The following is a 19,951-nucleotide window of genomic DNA, read 5'->3' on the forward strand; positions in this document are numbered from 1 at the left end:
TTGATCGACGATGACCACGCTCCGCTGGAGCTACATGGACCACTGGCGGGTGGACAGCCCGCGTGGCCCGGTGACGCAGTACTCGGCCCGCCGCCACATGGACGACTTCGTGAAGCAGATCAGCGCGGTCGGCTTCGCGGGCCTGGACATGTTCGACTTCCAGGTCTTCGCGCTGAGCGGCATGTTCGGCTCGGTCGCGAACTACCAGGACTACCTGCGCGACCACGGCATCGACAAGATCGTCAACCTGTTCCGCGGCATCATGTACGACCCGCGCCTGGCCGATCCGCACGTGCGCGAGACGCACGACGAGATCGTGGAGAGCACGCGGCGGATGCTGGGGATGTGGCAGGCGCTCGACATCGAGAACCTGATCGTGATGCCGGCGAGCCTCTACACCGCGGCCGCGCCGGTGACCGACGACAAGATCAAGGCCGCGGCGGAGTGCTGGAGCCGCGTCGGCGAGATGACGCTGACCGAGTTCGGGGTGCGGACCACGGCCCACCACGAGTTCTTCTGCGCCATCCGCACCGAGGCCGACATCCGCAAGTTCTACGACTGGTCCGACCCGCGGTACGTGAGCTTCTTCTGCGACACCGCCCAGCACTGCATCGCCGGCATCGACCCGGTCGCGCTGTTCCTCGACCTGCACGAGCGCTGCTCCGGCTTCCACTTCAAGGACACCCGCCAGGTGGACACCACACAGGCGTACCGGCACAGCCCGGACGCCGAGCTGATGGCTCCGCAGACCGACCGCTGGTTCCACGAGATGGGCACCGAGGGCGGGCTGGTCGACTTCCCGCGGCTGATGCGCGCGATCCGGGACACCGGCTACACCGGCTGGATCACCGTGGAGCACGACAAGGCCAACATCGGCGGCGACTACGCCGAGGCCACCGCACTGTCCATGTGGTACGCCCGCACCGTCCTCTCGGAGATCTCCGCATGACCGTCCGCCTGGGATACGCCATCAACCAGTGGAAGCCGAACTTCGACGACTTCACCCGGCCCGAGCAGCACCGGCGCGCGCTGAAGGTGATCGCCGCGTGCGGCTTCACCGGCGTCGAGCTGCGGGCGGGCACCGGCCGCTGGGACCCGCTCGGCCGGCCCTCCTCGATCGCGGCCACCTACGGGTCCACCGCCGCCTTCCTCGCCCTGGTGCGGGACATCGGGCTGCGGGTGTGCTCCTACTACGTCGATCCGGGCGAGCCGGTGGACGAGGAGCTGAGCCGCGGACGGTCCATTCTGGACCACGCCCAGCACGCCGCGATCGCGGAGTCCCTGCGGCCGTTCGCGGAGTTCCTCGCCGACGCCGGCGCCGACCGGCTGGTGGTGCGGGCGCTGCCCGCGCACGGCACGCTGACCGACGGCCGCCTTTCCGACGCGGCCGACGGGTGGAACGTGGTCGGCGCGATGGCGGCGGAGTCCGGGGTGCGCGTGTCGCTGCACGTGGACTGCCTGTCCGCGGCGGCCGACGAGAAGGTGCTCGCCGGGCTACTGGAGGGCACCGACCCGGCCCTGGTCGGGCTCACCGTGGACACCGCCGAGCTGACGGTCGCCGGGCTCGACCCGGTACGGGTGCTCGGCGACCACCTCGACCGCGTGGACCACCTGCACCTGAAGGACACCCGTCACGTCGACGAGACCGGTGAGCGGTTCGCCCCGCACGCCGAGGCGAGCATGCTGTCCGAAGGCGGCGCCCGGGAGATCGAGCGCTGGTTCTACGAATGCGGCACGCGCGGCGGCCTGGTGGACTTCCCCGCGGTGGCCGCGCTGCTGCGCGACTGGTCCGGCTGGGCGGTGTTCGAAAGCGAGCAGACGCCCAACCCGGCCCGCAGCGCGATGCTCAACGGCTGGTACGCGCAACGTCTGTTCGGCCGCAACTGAAACTGGGAGATCCCGTGTCACTTCCCCTGTCCGTCAACATCGAGCTGCTGTTCCGCGAAGCCGGGGACGACCCCGGGGACCGCGTCCGCGCGGCCGCCGACCACGGTTTCGACGTCGTGGAGATCTGGTCGCACAGCGACAAGGACCTCGACCACCTCGAAAAGGCCCTCGCGTCCACCGGTTCGACGCTGCACACGATGCTGATCGAGGGACGGCTGACGCTCGCGGACGCGAAGACGCACGAGGGGTTCCTCGCGCACGTGCGCGAGGCCGTGGCGGTGGCGAACCGGCTGGGCTGCACCCGGATCGTGACCGGTTCCGGCGTCGGCCTGCCGTACCTGAAGCGGGCCGTGCAGCACGGCATCGTGGTCGAGGCGCTGAAGGCCGGCGCCGAGATCGCCGCCGCGCGCGGTGTCACGATCGTGCTGGAGAACCTGAACACGAAGGTGGACCACCCGGGCACCCTGTTCGACACGACGGCCGAGTGCCTGGCCGCGGTGCGCGAGGTCGGCTCGCCCGGGCTCGCCCTGCTCTACGACGCCTACCACTCGCTGCAGATGGGCGAGACGCCGGCGCGGGAGGTGGCCGGTGCGATGGACCTGGTGTCGCACGTGCAGATCGCCGACCTGCCCGATCGCACCGAACCGGGCACCGGGACGGTCGACTGGGCGGCGCGGCTGCGCGAGCTGCGGGAGCTGGGCTACGCGGGACCGTTCGGGCTGGAGTACGTGCCGACGACCGATTCGATGACGTCGTTGCGGGCGATCGGCGAGATCGCGGCCGGGCTCTGACGCGCTGAGCTGTTCGGGCGCACCGCTTACGCCGCCTGCCGCGCGGTCGCTGGTCCACTAAGGACGCGATCGGGGGCGGAGTATCGTCCGCTTCCCCAACCCGAGTTCGAGCGGAGAAGTCCCATTTCCAGGAATGACAGCCCCGGCCGCGTGCGGGGCGTACGCATGGTCCTCGGTGTCGCGACGGTGTTCGTCGTGACGGCTTGTGGCAGCCAGGCGCCGGCGGCCACCGCGCCCTCGTCCCCGGCGGCCGGCGCCGCTGCCACGACGCCGGCGGCGGTGACCGCGGCGTGGGTGAGCGCGGTGCTGGAGAACCGGTACGACGCGGCGTGTGAGCTGATGGTCGACGAGGGCACGGAGCCCCCGAAGCGGGTGAGCCCGGAGACGTGCGCCCAAGCCGGCTCCACGCTCGACGGCCTGCGCGAGGCGTGGCGGAAGGACGTCGTGACCCTGCCGGCGCAGGTCACGGTCGCCGAGGTCACCCCGCAGGGCGCGACCGCTCTCGTGCCGGACACGGACGTGCTCGTGAACGGGCACTCGCTGCGGGACCTGCAGTCGATCGGCGCCACCGGGGCCGAGTCGGTCCGGCTCAGCCTCGCGCTGCGGCAACTGGACGCGACCTGGTACGTCAGCGACGTGAAGATGAGCTTCGGCTGACCGGTGGGTGGGGGGACGCGGGGTCCCCCCACCGTCACCACTCGCGGTGCAGCACCTGGGTGATCTCCTCTGCGGATCGTGCCACCAGCACCTCGTGCATCCCGGGCGGCACCACCCACCGGCCCTCGCGCCGCCACCACCGGGTCACCACTCGCGGTGCAGGACCTGGGTGATCTCCTCTGCGGATCGTGCCACCAGCACCTCGTGCACCCCGGGCGGCACCACCCACCGGCCCTCGCGCCAGCGGTGCCACGTTCGCTCGTCCAGGGGGACCGTCACCTCCGCCGTCTCGTCCGGGTCCAGCCGCACGCCGGTGAATCCCGCCAGTCGCGCATCCTCCTCTCCTGGTGCCCGGACGTAGACCTGCACCACCTCGCGCCCCCGCCGCGGTCCCGTGTTGGTCACCGGCACCCGCACCCCGGCTCGGTCCACCGCCGCGGGACCGAAGCGGAACGTCGTGTAACCGAGCCCGGAGCCGAACGCGAACCGCGCCCGCGTGCCGCTGCGCGCGAGGTGCCGGTAGCCCGTCGGCTCGGCGGCGGTGTAGTCCCGGCGCAGGTCCGCGACCAGCACCTCCCCGTGCGTGGACCGGTCCTCGTCGCGCAGCGGGACCGTCACCGGCATCCGCCCGCCGGGCTCGTCGTCGCCCGCGAGGACCCGCGCGAGCGCTTCCCCGAAGCCCTGCCCGGCGAACCAGCCCTGCAGCACCGCGCCGACGTCCCCGGCCCACGGCGCGTCCACCGGCCGGCCCGCGTTCACGACCACCACGGTCCGCGGGTTGACCCGGCCGACCTCGCGGATCAGCTCCCGATGCGCGGCAGGCAGCGCCGAGGAGGCCAGATCCCGGCTCTCCCGCGAGGTTTCCAGCTCGTCCCCGACCACGAGGACCACCGCGTCGGCCTCCGCCGCCAGCCGCCGCGCCCGCTCCAGCGCCCCGGGCGCCGAGGGCGGCGTGCAGGACACTGTCAGCGCCTGCACCCGGCTGCCCGCCGAGACCATCTCGGCGACCACGGTCACCGGTTCCCCGGCCCGCAGCTCGATGCCGGCGCCGGTGGTCTCCGCGCGCGCGACCTGCCCCATCACATCACCCGGGGCGGGGGCCGGCTGCGACGCCAGCACCGTCCCGCCGACCGACAGCGTGGTGGCGCCGGAACCACCCGCCCCGAAGGTCCACCGCCCCTCGACGGGAGGCGTGAACACCGCGGTCAGCCGCAGCGTCCCCGGTTCGGTGGTCGGCCCGGCGCCCGGCACGTCACCGAACCAGATGAACGTGCTGTCCGCACGCACCTCGGACAGCACCAGCTCCCCACCCCGGAAGTGCTCCAGCAGCACACCCGGCCGTCCGTCCGGAGTGGACACGGCGAACCCGCCCAGCGGCGCGGGTGGCACCCCGTCCACCCCGCGCTCGTGCACCACCTCGCCGGGAAAGCGCTTGCGCACCGCCTCCACCGGCGTGGTGACACCCCCGCCGGGACGGATGCGGCCGAACGTCGCGCCCTGGAAGCACGGCCGGTCGGCGTTCGGCCCGATCACCGCGAGCCGCCGGACCGCCGGGTCCAGCGGGAGCACGTCCTCGTTGCGGCACAGGACGAACGCCGCCACGGCCGCCTCCACCAGCACCTCATGTGCGCGGCCCGCGGGCACGGCCGGAGCGCTGACCTGCCGCTCGCTGCCCTCGAGCGCGCCCACCCGCCCGGCGAGCCGCAGCAACCGGGTCACGGCGTCGTCGACACGCGCCTGCGGCACTTCCCCACGCTCGACGGCCTCCGCCAAGCGGGCTCCGAAGTGGATCGCCGGGCCGGGCATCTCGAGGTCGAGCCCGGCGAGCGCGGGCCCGAGGGTTTCGTGCAGGGCGAAGTAGTCGGAGATCACCAGCCCGTCGAACCCCCATTCGCCCTTGACGATCGCCAGCAGCTCGGTGTGCGCCGCGCACGGCGTCCCGTTGAGACGGTTGTAGGCGGTCATCAGCGCCCAGGCCCCCGCGCGCACGGCGAGCTCGAACGGCCGCAGGTACACCTCGCGCAGGGCCGTGTCGTCGACATCGGCGCTCATCCGCTGCCGCTCGGTCTCGGTGTCGTTGCACACCAGGTGCTTCGGCACCGCGGCGACGCCCTGCCCCTGCAGGCCCTCGACGAACGCCGCGCCCAGCACCCCGGCGAGCAGCGGGTCCTCCGACAGCATCTCGAACGTCCGCCCGGACAACCCGGTGCGGGCCAGGTTGAGGTTGGGGGCGTAGACCGCGTCGAAGCCGCGGCGGCGGGCCTCCGCCCCCTCGGCGGCCGCGACCGACCGCACGACGTCCGGGTCCCAGGTGGCGCCCAGCGCGATCCCGCTCGGCAGCAGCAGCGACGTCTCGCGCTCGTCGAAAGTGGGGCTGACCAGGCCGAGCGGACCGTCCACCAGGTACATCGGCCGCAGCCCGGCGGCGGGCTCGGCCGGGGTGCGGTACCCGGTCTCCCCCGCCGTCAGGGCCGCCCGGCGCGCCGGATCCAGGGCGCCGGTCACGCCGCCGTCCGGAAGTGCGGCATGACGCGGGTGGCGAACAGCTCCATCGACCGGCGGCCGAGGGCGACCCGCTCCGGGGTCAGCGGGCCGCCGAGGAACCCGCCGAGCACGTTGCCGATGCCGATGCCCGCGATCTCACGCAGGTGCTCGGTGACGGTCTCCGGGCTGCCCCACAGGCACCAGGTGCGCTGATAGCCGGGTTTGCGGGCGTCCGGCGGCGGAGGCATGGTCACGCCGGTGATCCGCTCCGCGGCCAGGTTCGCCACGTGCTCGCGCTCGATGGCCTCCTGGTACTGCTCCATGAGCAGCTGCAGCTCCTCCTCGGCCTGCTCGTCGGTCTCGGCGACGTGCACGTGCTGGTAGGTGTGGGTGGTCCAGTCCAGGGCACGGGCCACGCGTGCCTCGTCGTGCCCGGCCGCCTCCAGCGCCTCGCGGTAGGCCTGGAAGTAGCGGCGCAGGTGCTCCAGCGGCCGTCCGTCGTCGATGGTCGGCGGGGTGAAGGCCAGGATGAACGCGGGCTGCGCCTTGTCCGCGGCGCGCTGCGTGCTCGACGGGCGGGCCGCGACCGACATCAGCCGCGGGCCCTCCGGGGAACAGGGGGCGGGCACGATCCGGGAGACGATTGAGCCGCGGTAGTGCCCGTTGTCGAACTCGACCGGCGGATCGGAGATCTGCTTGGCCCACAGGCGTTCCACGATCTCCAGATTGGACACCGACAGTCCGGCCGTGTCCCGGTAGTTGATCCCCAGGCCGATCATCTCCTCGGGCGTGGTCCCGCTGCCGGTGCCGACGAGGACCTTGCCGTCGGTGAGCTGGTCGATGAGGTTGAGCCGTTCGGCGAAGCGCACCGGGTGGTGCAGCGGGATGGTCTGCACGGAGAACCCGAAGTGCAACCGGGGCAGCTTCGCGGCGAGGTAGGCCGCGAACATCATCGGGTCGCTGGCCGGCGGCGCGTAGCCGGTGAAGTGGTGGTCGGGCAGGAAGACGGCGTCGAAACCGAGCCGCTCGGCCTCCACCGCGTGGTCGACCATCGCCCTGATGACGGGCCGGTCGTCGGCGGGACCGGAGGACCGGGTGGTCAGGAACGCGGAGAAGTGCACGGCGACCTCCAGTGGTCGATCAGAAATAAATTTAACATGATGATTCTGATTTGAGGTTAGACTGCTCCGCGTCCCCGAGTCAACGGCGAACGGAGAGGGAGACCGTGAACCTCACGAACCTGGACCTGAACCTCCTCGTCCCGCTCGACGAGCGCCTCGGCGAGAAGAGCGTCACGCGCGCCGCCGGGCGGCTGGGGCTCAGCCAGCCCGCGCTCAGCTCCTCGCTCGCCCGGCTGCGCCGGCACTTCGGCGACCAGCTGCTGGTCCGCAACGGCAACGCCTACGAGCTGACTCCGCTGGCCGCGCAGCTGCGCCCGCGCGCCGAGGCCGCGCTGACCGGGGTCCGGCAGGCGTTCAGCCGTCACCCGGGCTTCGACCCGGCCACCTCCGGACGGGAGTTCCGGATCCTGGCGTCGGACTACGTGATGGCCGTCCTGGGCGGCGCGGTCGGCGCGATCCTGGACGAGCGCGCGCCGGGGATGCGGTTGCGGTTCGAGCCCACCACACCGTCCGTTGTGGACCAGGCGCCGGAGAGCCTGCGCGGGGCCGACGCGGTGCTGTTGCCGCACGGGTTCCTGCACGGCACCCCGCACGCCGACCTGTTCTCCGACACGTGGTGCTGCGTCGTCGCGACGGGCAACGAGCGGGTCGGCGACGTCCTGACGATGGACGACCTGCGGAAGCTGCCGTGGGTGTTCACCTACCTGTCGGCGACGGCGTTCACCACGGTCGCGCGGCAGCTGCAGGCGCTCGGGATCGAGCCGCGGGTGACCGCCGTGGTGGAGAGCTTCCTCGCGCTGCCCCACCTGGTCGCCGGCACGGAGCGGATCGGCCTGATCCAGGGGCACCTCGCCGCGCGGCTGTCCGGTGTGGACGGGGTGCGGGTGCTGCCGTGCCCGTTCGAACCGGTTCCGCTGGTGGAGGCGCTGTGGTGGCACCCGATGCACGAGGACGACCCGGAGCACCGCTGGATGCGCGAGGTGTTCGGCGAGGCCGGGCGCGCGCTCGTGCTGCCGGGCCGGGACGGGCGGTCAGGCCAGGTCGGCCGAGAACCGCTGGAGCAGAGCGGCCTGCCCGAGCGGGGTGCCCCGGTCGATCCACCGGCTGAGCGCGGGCGGGGCGAGCAGGTTCTCCGCGGCCAGCAGACCGGCGCCGGTGACGCCTTCGAGGTGGTCCGGTGACGCGGCCCGGATGGTCAGGTCACGCCGCACCAGATCGGTGCACCGCTGGAGCACCGTGCGCGACAACTGGTCCAGGAACCGCGTCCCGGTGCGCAGCACGCCGCCGCCCACCACGAGCACGGCGGGGTTGCAGAAGTTCAGCAGGTTCGCGGTCACCCCGGCGATCACCTCGGACGCCTCGTCGACCAGCCGGACCGCCAGCGGATCTCCCGCCCGCACCGCCTCGCCGAGATCGCCGCCCTTGATCTCGCCGCGTTCCCGCAGCACCGCCGACAACACCGGACTGTCCGCCGCGCGCTCCGTGGCCCGGCGGAGGATGGCCCACCCGCTGGCGACGGCTTCCAGGCACCCGGTGCGGCCGCACCGGCACCCGGCGGCGGGGTCGTCGGTGACGTGGATGTGCCCGATGTCGCCGGCCGCGCCCTGCCGGCCGCGCAGCACCCGGCCGCGCACGATCAGCCCGGCGCCGACCCCCGTGCCCACCTTGAGGAACAGCAGGTCCCGGCCGTCCCGCGGCTCGCCCTTGGTCCACTCGCCGAACGCCATCAGGTTCGCGTCGTTGTCGCCCCAGACCGGGGCGTCGTAGTGGTCGCGCAACCAGGACCGGACGCTGAACCCGTCCCACCCGGGCATGATCGGCGGCGCGACCAGTCGCCCGGTGGCGACGGTCAGTTCAGGACGCTCGCGAGCCGTCCGATGAGGTCGCGGGCCTCGGTGACGATGCGCTCGATCAGCTCGGCCACGGTGGGCACGTCGTCGATGATGCCCTGCACCATGCCCGCCGACCAGATGCCCAGTTCGAGGTCGCCGTCTTCGAACACGCGGCGGCCGCGGGCGCCGGCGACCAGATCGCGCACGCCCTCGAACTTCCCACCCCGGTTCAGGATCGAGACGACCTCGGTGGAGATCGAGTTGCGGGCGACGCGGGCGGTGTTGCGCAGCGGGCGGAAGATCAGCTCGGTGTCCCGCTCGCTGTTGGCGACGAGCCGCTTCTTGACGTTGTCGTGCACCGGGGCTTCGGCCGTGGCGAGGAAACGGGTGCCCATGTTGATGCCGTCCGCGCCCAGCGCCAGCGCGGCCAGCAGCCCGCGGGCGTCGCCGAACCCGCCGGAGGCGATCATCGGGATGGTGATCTTCTCCGCGGCGGCCGGGATCAGGACCAGGCCGGGGATGTCGTCCTCGCCCGGGTGCCCGGCGCACTCGAAGCCGTCGATGGAGATGCCGTCCACGCCGAGTTCCTGGGCCTTCACGGCGTGCCGGACGCTGGTGCACTTGTGCAGCACCTTGACCCCGCCCGCGCGGAAGGCCGGCAGGTGCTCGGCCGGGTTGAAGCCCGCGGTCTCCACCACCGGTATCCCGGACTCGACGATGACATCGCGGTACTCGGCGTACGGTGGCGGGTTGATGGCGGGCAGGATGGTCAGGTTGACGCCGAAGGGTTTGTCGGTCATCTCCCGGCACCGGGCGATCTCCTTCGCCAGATCCTCGGGCGTGGGCTGCGTCAGCGCGGTGAGGAAGCCGAGCCCGCCGGCGTTCGCCACGGCCGAGGTCAGCTCCGCGCGGCCCACCCACTGCATCCCGCCCTGCACGATCGGGTACTCGACCCCGAAGACGTCGCAGAACCGCGTGCGCACCATTGCGTCAGCCCCTTCCGGTGTCCCTGGGTAGGGGCGACGATAACGCGACTGAACGAGCGCTAGGTATGGGGCGTGAACTTCATCTCGTCGCCGCGGAGGGCTTGACAGGAGGCCAGCGGTCGACGGAGAAGGGCGGTCAGCACGGCGATCGCGTGGTCGGCCAGGTCCACCTCCGAGAGCCAGTGCCGTTGCCGCCGGTCCCGCTCCCAGGACCGGGCTCGCCGGGCCGGGTGGCACGAACCGGATCTCCTGCTGGATCGCACCGGTGTCCGCGCGCTGCCACCGCGCGCCGGTGGGGGGGCTCCGCACCGGGTTCGACCTCGATCGTCACCGCGTGGCCGCGCTCGGCGAAGTCCGCGGACCACCGTCCTTCCCAGCCGCGCAGCGCCTCGCGTTGCCGCCGCCACTCGGTCATCCGCCCATCTTGCCCGGCGGAGTGGCCCGATCTGTAGTGACATGGGAGGAATGAAGACGTTCCGCTCGCTCCTGGACAAGGTGGACGAACGGCTCGGCGACGGGTTGGAACACGCGCTCTGCTCCCACCACGAACGCCGCCTGCGCCGGCTCGGCTGGGGGGAGGTCCTCGAACCCACCGGCGCCGAGGACCGCTTCGGCGGGCGCGCCGCCATCCGGCACGGCAACCGCCTGGAGGTGCTGGTCGACGGGGAAGAAGCGTTGCCCGCCATCGCCGCCGCGATCCGCGGCGCGAAGTCCCACGTCCACATCGCCAACTGGCACGCCAGCCCGGACTTCCGCCTCACCCGCGAACCGGACGCGCCGACCCTGCGCGACCTGCTCGCCTCGACCGCCCAGCGCGGCGTCGACGTGCGGCTGCTCGTGTGGGCCGGTCCGCCGGTGCCCGCCTTCCAGCCCACCCGCGGGCTCGTCCGCGCGGAGCGGCGCAAGTTCACCGAAAACACCGCCGTCCGGTGCGTTCTCGACGGGCGCGAACGGACGATGCACTGCCACCACGAGAAACTCGTCGTCGTCGACGACGAGGTCGCCTTCGTCGGCGGGGTGGACTTCACCGCGCTGGAGGGCGATCGCCACGACAGCCCCGAACACCCGCCGGACCGGCCGATCGGCTGGCACGACCTGATGACCCGCCTGCGCGGACCGGTCGTCGCCGACGTGGCCGAGCACTTCCGGCAGCGGTGGACCGAGGTGGCGGGCGAGGACCTGCCCCGTCCCGCGGTGCCGGAGCCGGCCGGCACCAGCAACGTGCAACTGCTGCGCACGGTGCCGGACAAGACCTACGCCTTCGCCCCGCGGGGCGAGTTCACCATCCTCGACGCCTACCTGCGCGCCCTGCGCTCGGCCCGGCGGCTGGTGTACCTGGAGAACCAGTTCCTCTGGTCACCGGAGATCGCCGAGGTGCTGATCGACAAGCTGTGCCACCCGCCGGACGACGACTTCCGCGTGGTCCTGCTGCTGCCGCGCAAACCGAGCAACGGCGCGGACACCACCCGCGGCCAGCTCGGCCGGCTGCTGGACGCCGACGACGGCAACCGCCGCCCGCTGGCCACCACGATCAGCAGCCACGACGGCGACTCCGCCGCGCCGGTGTACGTGCACGCCAAATTGGGCATCGTCGACGACGAGTGGATGACGATCGGCTCGGCCAACCTCAACGAGCACTCCCTGTTCAACGACACCGAGGTCAACGTCGCGACCGACGACCGCGACCTGATCCGGGCCACGCGCCTGCGCCTGTGGGCCGAGCACCTGAGACGCCCCGCGCCGGAGCTGGACACCGACCCGGCGCACGTCGTCGACACCCTGTGGCGCCCGATCGCCGAGGACCAGGCCGAGCGGGAACGCCGTGGCGAACCGCGCACGCACCGGCTCGTGCTGCTCCCCGGGGTGTCCCGCCGCGCGGAACGGCTGCAGGGCCCCCTGCGCGGCCTGCTCGTGGACGGCTGAACCGGGGCGGCCGCCTCGGGCCGCCCCGGCCGGGAAACCGTCTGACGCGTCCTCTCTTGCGGGACGCGGCGCGGGCCGATCCGCACTAGCGTGGACACCGTGCGTGTGGCGACCTGGAACGTGAACTCCGTGAAGCAGCGGGTGCCGAGGCTGCTGCCGTGGCTGGACCAGCGGCAGCCGGACGTGGTGTGCCTGCAGGAGACGAAGCTGTCCGACGACGCCTTCCGCGACCTGCTCGGCGACGAGCTCGCCGCCCGCGGCTACGAGACCGCCCTGGCCGGTGAACCGCGCTGGAACGGTGTGGCGATCCTGTCCAAGGTCGGTCTGGCGGACGTCGTCACCGGCGTGGCGGGCGCGCCGGGCTTCCCGCACCCGGAGGCCCGCGCGGTGGCCGCGACCTGCGGCGGCGTGCGGATCCACTCGCTGTACGTGCCCAACGGCCGCACCCCGGGCTCCGACCACTACCAGTACAAGCTGGCCTGGCTCGCCGCGCTGCGCGACGTCGTCGCGGGCGGCCCGGACGCCACCATGCTCTGCGGCGACATGAACATCGCCCCCACCGACGCCGACGTGTTCGACCCCGCCGCCTACGAGGGCCACACGCACGTCACGCAGCCCGAGCGCGCCGCGCTGGCCGCGCTGACCGATCTCGGCCTGCGGGACGTCGTCCGCGACCGCTGGCCCTCCGAGCGGGTCTTCACCTACTGGGACTACCGCGCCGGGATGTTCCACCAGGACCTCGGCATGCGCATCGACCTGGTGCTGACCTCGGCCCCGGTCGCCGGGCGCGTCGCGGCGGCGTGGGTGGACCGCCACGCGCGCAAGGGCACCGGTCCCAGCGACCACGCCCCGGTGATCGTCGACCTGGACGAGGCGCCCGACGGCGACATCGGCCCGGTCGTGCCGCCGCCGTCGGCGCCGCGCGCCCGCCGGGGCAGGGTCACGCTGCCGCAGTCGAAGTGAGTCAGGTGGCGCTGCGCCACGCCCGGCGCAGCGCCACCTTGCCGCCCATCTGCAGCAGCGCGCCCGAGTACAGGCGGGCGGCCAGCAGCACCACCAGCACCACCGACGCGCACAGCACCCCCAGGGAGAGCAGCGCCTGCCAGGTGTGCGCGTCGCCGGTGAACATGCGGACCGGCATCGCGACGGCGGCGGAGAACGGCACGTAGGACAGGACCGCCATCACCGCGGCGTTGTCCGAGAACACCATCACCATGAAGTAGGGCCCCATGACCAGCAGCATGACCAGGCCGATGCTGGATCCGAGGTCCTCCTGCCTGCTCACCACCGCCCCGGCGACCGCCCACATCCCCGCCAGCAACACGAAACCCACGCACACGAACGGCACGAACCAGCCCAGCGCGGGCGCCAACACCCCGAGCAGCGCCGTCTGACCGCCCAGCGACATCGCGGCCGGCGCGGCGACGGCGAGCACCACGAGCTGTCCCACCGCGAGCGCGGTGTGCCCCAGGACCTTCCCGGCCAGCAGCGCCCGCACCGGCGCGGTCACCACGAGGATCTCCACGATCCGCGTTTGCTTCTCGGTGACCGTGCTCTGCGCGATCGCCATGCCGCCCAGGCCGATCATGAGGAACACCAGCGCGAACACCAGGATCACGAGCTGCTGCGCGCCCTGCCCCACGGCACCGGGTTCGAGCAGCTCCACCGGTGGCGCGGCGCTCAGCGCCTGCACCACGTCGTCCGGCGGACTGGACAGCCCGAGCACGCGAATCCCGCCGGCGTCGGTCAGGATCGCGGCATCGACGTCCCCGGTGCGCACCGGGTCGCGGGCGGCGGCGACGTCGGCGACCTCCCGGACGTCCAGGCCGGCACCGGACACCGACTGCACCGCGGCCGGTCCCACGGCCGCCACGGACGGCGGGCCGCCCGCGAACACCGACGGCAGCACGGCCGCCGCGAACCGCTCGGCCACGGTCACGACGAGCCCGATCCAGAACCCCTTGGACCGCAGGAACATGGCGATCTCGCGCTCGGCAACCAGCCGGGTCTGCACCCAGAACGAGGCGCGGTCGGTCACGGACGTCATCACACGGCCTCCTTGAAGATCTCCTCGAGCGAGGGCACGACCGGCACGAAACCGCGCACTTCCCCGCGCCGCAACGCCGAGGCGAGCACCCGCTGCTCCCCACCGGCGTCGCCGGTCAGGTCGAACACCGCCCGCGGGCCGTCGACCTCGACGACGTCGATGCCCGGCTCGTCGCGCACCCATCCGGCGTCCCCGGCGACGACGAGTTCGAACCGCGCCGTCCCGTACCGGGCGTACAGCTCGTCGCGGGTTCCGCTCGCCTTGATCGCCCCGCCGGAGATGATCACCACGTCGTCGCACAGGCGCTCGACGAGCGCGAGCTGGTGGCTGGAGAACAACACCGGCACCCCGGCGGCGGCCCGCTCCCGCAGCACGCCCAGCACGATGTCGACGGCGAGCGGGTCCAGCCCGGAGAACGGCTCGTCCAGGATCAGCATGTCCGGCTCGTGCACGAGGGCGGCCGCGACCTGGGCCCGCTGCTGGTTGCCCAGGGACAGCTCCTCGAGCCGGTCGCCGGCCCGGTCGGCCAGTTCCAGCTGCTCCAGCAGCTTGGCGGTGGCGTTGCGGGCCGCGGTGTCGCCGAGCCCGTGCATGCGGCCGAGCCAGGCGATCTGCTCGGCGACCTTCATCTTCGGGTAGAGCCCGCGTTCCTCGGGCATGTACCCGAACCGCCGGCGCTGCGCGGCGGTCATCGGGCGGCCGCACCAGGCGACGGTGCCGCCGTGCGCGGCCAGCACCCCCAGCACGATGCGCATGGTCGTGGTCTTGCCCGAGCCGTTCGCGCCGAGGAAGCCGGTCATGCGCCCGGGGCGGACCTCGAAGGACACGTCGTCGAGGACGCGGTGCCCGCCGAAGCTCCGGGACAGGGACGTCAGGGTCAACATGTCCGGAAACGCTAGGCGAGCGCGGCGTCCCGGTCGTCCGGCCGGCGGCCGAATTCGCGGGTCCTCCTGGCGGAGGACCCGGCTCAGGCGGTGCCGGGCGCGACGATGCCGTGCTCGTAGGCGAACACCACCGCGGACGTGCGGTCGCGCAGGCCGAGCTTGCGCAGGATCCGCGACACGTGCGTCTTGACGGTGGTCTCGCCGAGGACCAGTTCGGCGGCGATCTCGCCGTTGCTCGCGCCGCGCGCCATCAGCACCAGGACCTCGAACTCGCGATCGGTCAGCTCGGGCGGGCGGTGCCCGGTCGCCGGCGCGGGCGTGGTGAACCGGCTGATCACCCGCCGGGTCACGGCCGGGGAGAGCAGGGCGTCGCCCCGGGCGACCACGCGGACCGATTCGATGAGGTCCTCCGGGGAGGCGTTCTTGAGCAGGAACCCGCTCGCTCCCGCGCGCAGCGCCTCGAACAGGTAGTCCTCGCGGTCGAACGTGGTCAGGATGACCACCTTGACGCCCGCGTCGGCGGGCCGGTCGCCGAGGATGCGGCGGGTGGCTTCCAGCCCGTCGAGGCCGGGCATCTGCACGTCCATCAGGACCACGTCGGGGCCGGTGCGCGCGACGACCGCGACGGCCTCGGCGCCGTCGCGCGCCTCGCCCACGACCTCGATGCCGGGCTCCGTCCCGAGGATGACCCGGAAGCCGGCCCGCACCAGGTCCTGGTCGTCGGCGAGCACCACCCGCAGCGTGTCGGTCACGGTCGCGTCAGCTCCTCACGGTCGGCGGCCGGGATGGGCAGGCTCGCGCGGACCAGGAACCCGCCGTCGCGGCGCGGGCCGGCCTCGAACTCGCCGCCGTGCACGGCGGTCCGCTCCCGCATGCCGAGCAGGCCGAACCCGCCTTCGGACGTGACATCGCGGCCCCGCCCGTCGTCGGTGACCTCGATCTCCAGGCTGGCGTCGAGGAACCGCACCCGCACCTCGGCGCTGCGGGCGCGGGCGTGTTTGACCACATTGGTCAGTGCCTCCTGCACGACCCGGTACGCCGTGAGCGCGACGCTCTCCGGGACCGGGCGCGGCTGCCCGTATTCGCCGTAGCGCACCTCGATCCCGGCCGCCCTGGTGGCGGCAGCCAGCCGCGGCAGCTCCGCCAGCCCCGGCGAGGCCTCGTGGTCCGCGGCGGGGTCCGGTTCGCCCTGGGGATCGGCGCGCAGCACGCCGAGCAGCCCGCGCAGCTCGCTGATCGCGGTGCGCGCGGTCTCCTCGACGGTGTGCAGGGCCGAGGCGGCCAGCTCCCGGTCGGTGCCGAGGACCCGGCGGGCGGCGGAGGCCTGGATGCCCATGACGGACACGTGGTGGGCCACGACGTCGTGCAGGTCGCGGGCGATGCGGATGCGTTCGGCGACGATGGCGCCGCGGGCGTTCTCCTCCTGGGAGGCCCGCAGCTGGTCCGCGCGGCGGGTCAGCTCGGCCCGGCCGCGCGCCGACCGCCACGCCAGGTCGCCGAAGAAGTAGGCCGCCAGGAAGAACATCAGGTTGAACACGACCTGGTAGAGCACGGTCGCCAGCACCGGGTCCAGCGGCCCGCGCGCGTCGGGGAACGGCGCGGGCTCGACGAGGAACCAGATCAGCCCCACGGCGAGCCAGGTGAACATCGCGACGATCACGCCGATGCGCGTCCATCGGGCCCACCGGCGGTTGCGCGACCACGCGCCCGCGCTGTAGATCGCCAGGAACAACGCGACCGAGGGCATGAACCCGTCGCCGATCCGGCGCACCTGCGCGGCGATGAACACCACACCCACCACGGCGAGGACGACCAGCGGGAACCGGCGGCGCAGCGCCAGGGGCAGGGTGAGCGCCGTGGTCCACAGCAGCTGTTCGGTCAGGGCGGGCGCGGACTCGAACACGTAGGCGCCCATACTGTTGACCAGCACGAGCATGCCCGCCGAGGTCAGCAGGACCAGCAGGGCCAGCAGGACGTCGTGGCGCCGCTGGCGGGCGGTCGGCCCGGGCCGCTGCCACCTGCTCCAGTCCGGCTCGTCCTCCGCTGTCCCCACGGGCCCAACCTACCCACCGGGCGGCACCCGCACGACGGTGCCCTCACCGTTGGCCGCCACGTACAACGCGCCATCGGGAGCGACCGCGACGCCCGCGAAGCGCCCCGGCAGTCCCGGCATCCCGTGCGCGAACAACGGCTCCCCCGCCGGAGGCAGGACCGCCAGGTCCGCCACCGCCACCCGGGTCTCCCCCGTGCCCAGACCGACGGCCGTCAGCCGTCGCGCGCCGGCCTCGACCACGAACAGCTCCTGATCCCGCACCGCGATCCCCTGGGGCGCGTCGAGTCCCTCCGCCACCGGCACCGCGTCCGGCAGCCGCACCACCGTGCCCCGCGTCTCGTCGCTGGCGTACCACACGCCGCCGGCCGTCGCGACGTCCACCGGGCGTGCCAGGCCCTCGGCGAGCACGCTCAGCTCGTCGTCCGCGTCGATCGCCACCACGCGGCCCGCCGCGGATTCGGCCACCACGAGCATTCCGTCCGCCGCCGCGAGGCCCATCGGCTGCGCGAGCCCCGCCGCCCGCGTCCGCGCCGTGCGCAGCGCCGGGTCGTAGGTGCGCACGTCGCCGTACTGCGACGTCACGTGCAGCAGTGACCCGTCCGCGACGATGCCGTGGCTGAACACCAGCAGCTCCCGCATCGTCACGCCGGTCGCGGCCACGCTCGTGACGCGGTAGTGGTCGCCCGTGAACACCGTGCCGCCCGAATCCACGGCCACCCCGAACGGGCCGGCCAGCCCGGGCGGCACGATCTGGCGGGTGCGGCCGTCCGGGTGCACCTCGGCGATTCCGCCGCCGGCGAAGCTGGACACGAACATCCGGTTGTCGTCGTCGAACGCGGCGTTGTCCAGACCGGCGATCCCGGTCTCCACAATGGACCGTCGATCCGCCCCGATGCGCGTCACGATCCCGGCCGCGCCCCGCGACAGCACCAGCAGGGTCCCGCCCCGGTCGAACCGCACCGCGACCGGCTCGTGCACGCCGGAGGCCACCAGCTCCGGCGGCACGCCGTCCGGCGAGACGCGGAACACCTCGCCGGTGGCCATGTGCGGGTAGTACAGGAACCCGTCCGGTCCGAGCTGCATCGCGTTGCCCATCGCCAGGCCGTCCGCGAGCACCACCGGCTCCCCGCCGCCGGGGAACAGCTCCAGCACCCGGCCGCCCATCCGCATCTCGTTGACGAACAACCGGTTCCCGGCGCACGCGATGCCGTTGGGCAGCGCCACGTCGTCCGACACGAGCGTGTACCGCCCGTCCGGCGCGCGCCGCCACACCCGGCCCGGCACCAGGTCGGTGACGTACATCGACCCGTCGGCGCCGAACGCGAGGTCGTCCGGCGAGCGCACCGGGCTGCCGGGGCCCACCACCACCTCGGTCTCCCCCGAGGCGAGGTCCACCGCGCTGATCAGTCCGCTGAGGAACTGCGCGACGTACAGCCGACCGTCCGGCCCGAACGCGACCCCGTTCGAGCCGCGCATCGGGGCGGGCGGGACGATCCGGCTACCCACCGAGGACCTCTTCGATGCCCGGCCCCTGGCGCCACGCGCGCAGCAGCTCGTGGAACGCGACCGGCCCCTCACCGAAGGACTGCCGTTTCCGCGGCTTGCCCTCGTTGTTGTAGTAACCGGGTGTGCAGTCGGCGAGGAACCGCTCCAGGTCCGGCGCGGTCCGCTCGATCGTGCGCAGCCACGCCTCCTCGGCCGCCGCGGTGGGTTCGACCGGCACGCCGCGCTTGCGGGACTCGGCGACCACCGCGCCGACGTGCGTGGCCTGCTCGTCCAGGACGTGCACGAAGTTGACCGAGCTGGCGTTGTGCAGCGGGCCGAGGTGGAACAGGTTCGGGAACCCGTGGCTGTAGAAGCCGTGCAGCGTGCGCGGCCCGGTGCGCCAGCTGCCCAGCAGCGACCGGCCGTCCCGGCCGAAGACCGGCAGCCGCCCGGTCAGGACGTCGGATTTGCCGACCTCGAACCCGGTGGCGAAGATGATGCAGTCCACTTCGTACTCTTCGCCGCCGACGACCAGCGCGCTGCCGGTGATCCGCTCCACTCCGCCGAAGTCGGCGGTGTCCACGAGGGTCACGTTGGGACGGTTGAAGGTCTGCAGGTACTCGTCGCTGAACCCGGGCCGCTTGCACGCGTAGCGGTACCAGGGCTTGAGCTTTTCGGCCGTGGCCGGGTCCTCGACGATCGCGTCCACACGGGCGCGCAGCTCGGTCATCTTGCGGAAGTCGGCGAGCTCCTCTTCCTCGGGGGTCATCGCGCGCATCGCGGTGGGGGTGAGGTTGCCCAGCAGCCCGGCGCTGCTGGTCCACGAGTCGGCCACCAGGTCCTCCGCCACCGGATATCCGGTGATCACGCGGAGGAAGTTCTCCCGGCGGCGTGCCGCCCAGCCCGGCTCCAGGGACGCGGCCCACTCCGGGTCGGTCCGCCGGTTGGCGCGGACGTCCACTGAGGACGGCGTGCGCTGGAAGACGTAGAGGTGTGCGGCGTCGCGGCCGAGGTGCGGCACGACCTGCAGAGCGGTCGCGCCCGTGCCGATCAGCGCGACCCGCTTGGCCGCCAGCCCGGTCAGGCCACCGTCCGCGTCGCCGCCGGTGTAGCCGTAGTCCCACCGGCTGGTGTGGAAGGTGTGGCCGGTGAACGTCTCGATCCCGGGGATGCCGGGCAGCTTCGGCCGGTCCAGGGTGCCGCCCGACACCACCACGTAGCGGGCGCGGATCCGGTCGCCGCGGTCGGTGGCCACGATCCACTCCGGATCGTCCCACCGCAGCTCCGTGACGCCGGTCTGGAAACACGCGTCGCGGTAGAGGTCGTAGTGCCGTCCGATCGCCTGCGCGTGCCGGAGGATCTCCGCGCCCGGGGCGTACCGCCATTCCGGCACGTACCCCAGCTCGTCCAGCAGCGGGAGGTAGACGTAGGACTCGATGTCGCAGTGGATGCCCGGATAGCGGTTCCAGTACCACGTGCCGCCGAAGTCGCCGGCCTTCTCGACGACCCGGATGCTCTCCACCCCGGCCTCACGCAGCCGGGCACCGGCGAGCAGGCCGCCGAAGCCGCCGCCGATCACCACCGCCTCGACCGTGTCGTGCAGCGGCTCGCGGGTGAATCCGGGGTCGGCGTAGGGATCGTCGGCGTAGTACCCGAAGGCGCCCTCGGTGCTGCGGTACTGGGCGGCGCCGTCGGGCCGGATGCGGCGGTCGCGTTCGGCGCGGTACTTGGCGCGCAGCGCGGCCGGGTCGAAATCCATGCGGAGCCCCCTCTTAAATCAACTGAGTGATTTAAGAGTAGC

The 19,951-nt window shown here is 72.9% G+C and carries 16 protein-coding genes and 1 pseudogene; 7 read left to right on the plus strand and 10 right to left on the minus strand.

The window, feature by feature from the left end:
* The first annotated feature begins 10 nt into the window (after nucleotides 1–10).
* The 4 genes from D0D28_RS02355 to D0D28_RS02370 all read left to right on the plus strand — a co-directional run bounded on the left by D0D28_RS02355 (nucleotide 11) and on the right by D0D28_RS02370 (nucleotide 3,335).
* On the plus strand, nucleotides 11–949 hold the full coding sequence (locus tag D0D28_RS02355; RefSeq protein ID WP_116109544.1) for a sugar phosphate isomerase/epimerase family protein: 939 nt from the start codon (nucleotides 11–13) through the stop codon (nucleotides 947–949).
* Nucleotides 946–1,887, plus strand: coding sequence for a sugar phosphate isomerase/epimerase family protein (locus D0D28_RS02360; protein ID WP_116109545.1), 942 nt, complete (start codon nucleotides 946–948; stop codon nucleotides 1,885–1,887). The genes D0D28_RS02355 and D0D28_RS02360 overlap by 4 nt, the downstream gene beginning before the upstream one ends.
* A 14-nt stretch (nucleotides 1,888–1,901) precedes the next feature.
* Nucleotides 1,902–2,678 carry a TIM barrel protein gene (locus D0D28_RS02365; protein ID WP_198958199.1) on the plus strand — a complete coding sequence of 259 codons (777 nt, stop codon included), beginning with the start codon at nucleotides 1,902–1,904 and terminating at the stop codon, nucleotides 2,676–2,678.
* A 165-nt stretch (nucleotides 2,679–2,843) separates the two neighbouring features.
* Nucleotides 2,844–3,335 carry a hypothetical protein gene (locus D0D28_RS02370; protein WP_094005110.1) on the plus strand — a complete coding sequence of 164 codons (492 nt, stop codon included), beginning with the start codon at nucleotides 2,844–2,846 and terminating at the stop codon, nucleotides 3,333–3,335.
* Nucleotides 3,336–3,479: 144 nt separating this feature from the next.
* On the opposite strand, the gene D0D28_RS02375 is transcribed toward D0D28_RS02370, so the two are convergent.
* Together D0D28_RS02375 and D0D28_RS02380 are read right to left on the minus strand one after the other, a co-directional pair.
* The gene (locus D0D28_RS02375) at nucleotides 3,480–5,840 is read right to left on the minus strand and encodes a beta-glucosidase (RefSeq protein ID WP_116109546.1); all 2,361 of its coding nucleotides are present in this window, start codon (nucleotides 5,838–5,840) and stop codon (nucleotides 3,480–3,482) included.
* Nucleotides 5,837–6,940: an LLM class flavin-dependent oxidoreductase gene (locus D0D28_RS02380; protein WP_116109547.1), complete on the minus strand. Its 1,104-nt coding sequence runs from the start codon at nucleotides 6,938–6,940 to the stop codon at nucleotides 5,837–5,839. The genes D0D28_RS02375 and D0D28_RS02380 overlap by 4 nt, the downstream gene beginning before the upstream one ends.
* 104 nt (nucleotides 6,941–7,044) lie before the next feature.
* Between D0D28_RS02380 and D0D28_RS02385 the strand changes: the two genes are divergently transcribed.
* Nucleotides 7,045–8,121 (plus strand): LysR family transcriptional regulator, encoded by a 1,077-nt coding sequence (locus D0D28_RS02385; RefSeq protein WP_240323053.1) that lies wholly within the window; start codon nucleotides 7,045–7,047, stop codon nucleotides 8,119–8,121.
* Between the two features lie 9 nt (nucleotides 8,122–8,130).
* On the opposite strand, the pseudogene D0D28_RS02390 reads toward D0D28_RS02385, so the two are convergent.
* A pseudogene (locus D0D28_RS02390) lies at nucleotides 8,131–8,754 on the minus strand (ROK family protein); the annotation flags it as partial.
* Nucleotides 8,755–8,789: 35 nt separating this feature from the next.
* Nucleotides 8,790–9,758 (minus strand): NAD(P)H-dependent flavin oxidoreductase, encoded by a 969-nt coding sequence (locus tag D0D28_RS02395; RefSeq protein ID WP_116109549.1) that lies wholly within the window; start codon nucleotides 9,756–9,758, stop codon nucleotides 8,790–8,792.
* A gap of 465 nt (nucleotides 9,759–10,223) precedes the next feature.
* Here D0D28_RS02395 and D0D28_RS02400 point away from each other — a divergent pair, with 465 nt between their 5' ends.
* Entirely contained in the window at nucleotides 10,224–11,681 is a 1,458-nt protein-coding gene (locus D0D28_RS02400) for a phospholipase D-like domain-containing protein (RefSeq protein ID WP_116109550.1), read from the plus strand.
* Between the two features lie 90 nt (nucleotides 11,682–11,771).
* Entirely contained in the window at nucleotides 11,772–12,644 is an 873-nt protein-coding gene (locus tag D0D28_RS02405; RefSeq protein WP_116109551.1) for an exodeoxyribonuclease III, read from the plus strand.
* Nucleotide 12,645: 1 nt separating this feature from the next.
* Here the strand turns inward: D0D28_RS02405 and D0D28_RS02410 are convergent, their stop codons facing one another.
* The 6 genes from D0D28_RS02410 to D0D28_RS02435 all read right to left on the minus strand — a co-directional run bounded on the left by D0D28_RS02410 (nucleotide 12,646) and on the right by D0D28_RS02435 (nucleotide 19,909).
* The gene (locus D0D28_RS02410; protein ID WP_116109552.1) at nucleotides 12,646–13,728 is read right to left on the minus strand and encodes an ABC transporter permease; all 1,083 of its coding nucleotides are present in this window, start codon (nucleotides 13,726–13,728) and stop codon (nucleotides 12,646–12,648) included.
* Complete coding sequence (locus D0D28_RS02415; protein WP_116109553.1) at nucleotides 13,728–14,612, minus strand: ABC transporter ATP-binding protein; 885 nt, start codon at nucleotides 14,610–14,612, stop codon at nucleotides 13,728–13,730. Before D0D28_RS02415 ends, D0D28_RS02410 begins: the two co-directional genes overlap by 1 nt.
* An 83-nt stretch (nucleotides 14,613–14,695) precedes the next feature.
* Complete coding sequence (locus D0D28_RS02420) at nucleotides 14,696–15,364, minus strand: response regulator (protein WP_094005119.1); 669 nt, start codon at nucleotides 15,362–15,364, stop codon at nucleotides 14,696–14,698.
* The gene (locus tag D0D28_RS02425; RefSeq protein WP_233157218.1) at nucleotides 15,361–16,665 is read right to left on the minus strand and encodes a sensor histidine kinase; all 1,305 of its coding nucleotides are present in this window, start codon (nucleotides 16,663–16,665) and stop codon (nucleotides 15,361–15,363) included. The genes D0D28_RS02420 and D0D28_RS02425 overlap by 4 nt, the downstream gene beginning before the upstream one ends.
* A gap of 9 nt (nucleotides 16,666–16,674) precedes the next feature.
* A complete protein-coding gene (locus D0D28_RS02430; RefSeq protein WP_240323054.1) occupies nucleotides 16,675–18,171 on the minus strand; it encodes a hypothetical protein in 1,497 nt (498 codons plus the stop codon).
* Nucleotides 18,164–19,909 carry a flavin-containing monooxygenase gene (locus tag D0D28_RS02435; protein ID WP_116109555.1) on the minus strand — a complete coding sequence of 582 codons (1,746 nt, stop codon included), beginning with the start codon at nucleotides 19,907–19,909 and terminating at the stop codon, nucleotides 18,164–18,166. Before D0D28_RS02435 ends, D0D28_RS02430 begins: the two co-directional genes overlap by 8 nt.
* Nucleotides 19,910–19,951 lie beyond the last annotated feature (42 nt).

Source organism: Amycolatopsis ruanii, from assembly GCF_003385175.1.
Taxonomy (GTDB): Bacteria; Actinomycetota; Actinomycetes; order Mycobacteriales; family Pseudonocardiaceae; genus Amycolatopsis_E; species Amycolatopsis_E thermalba.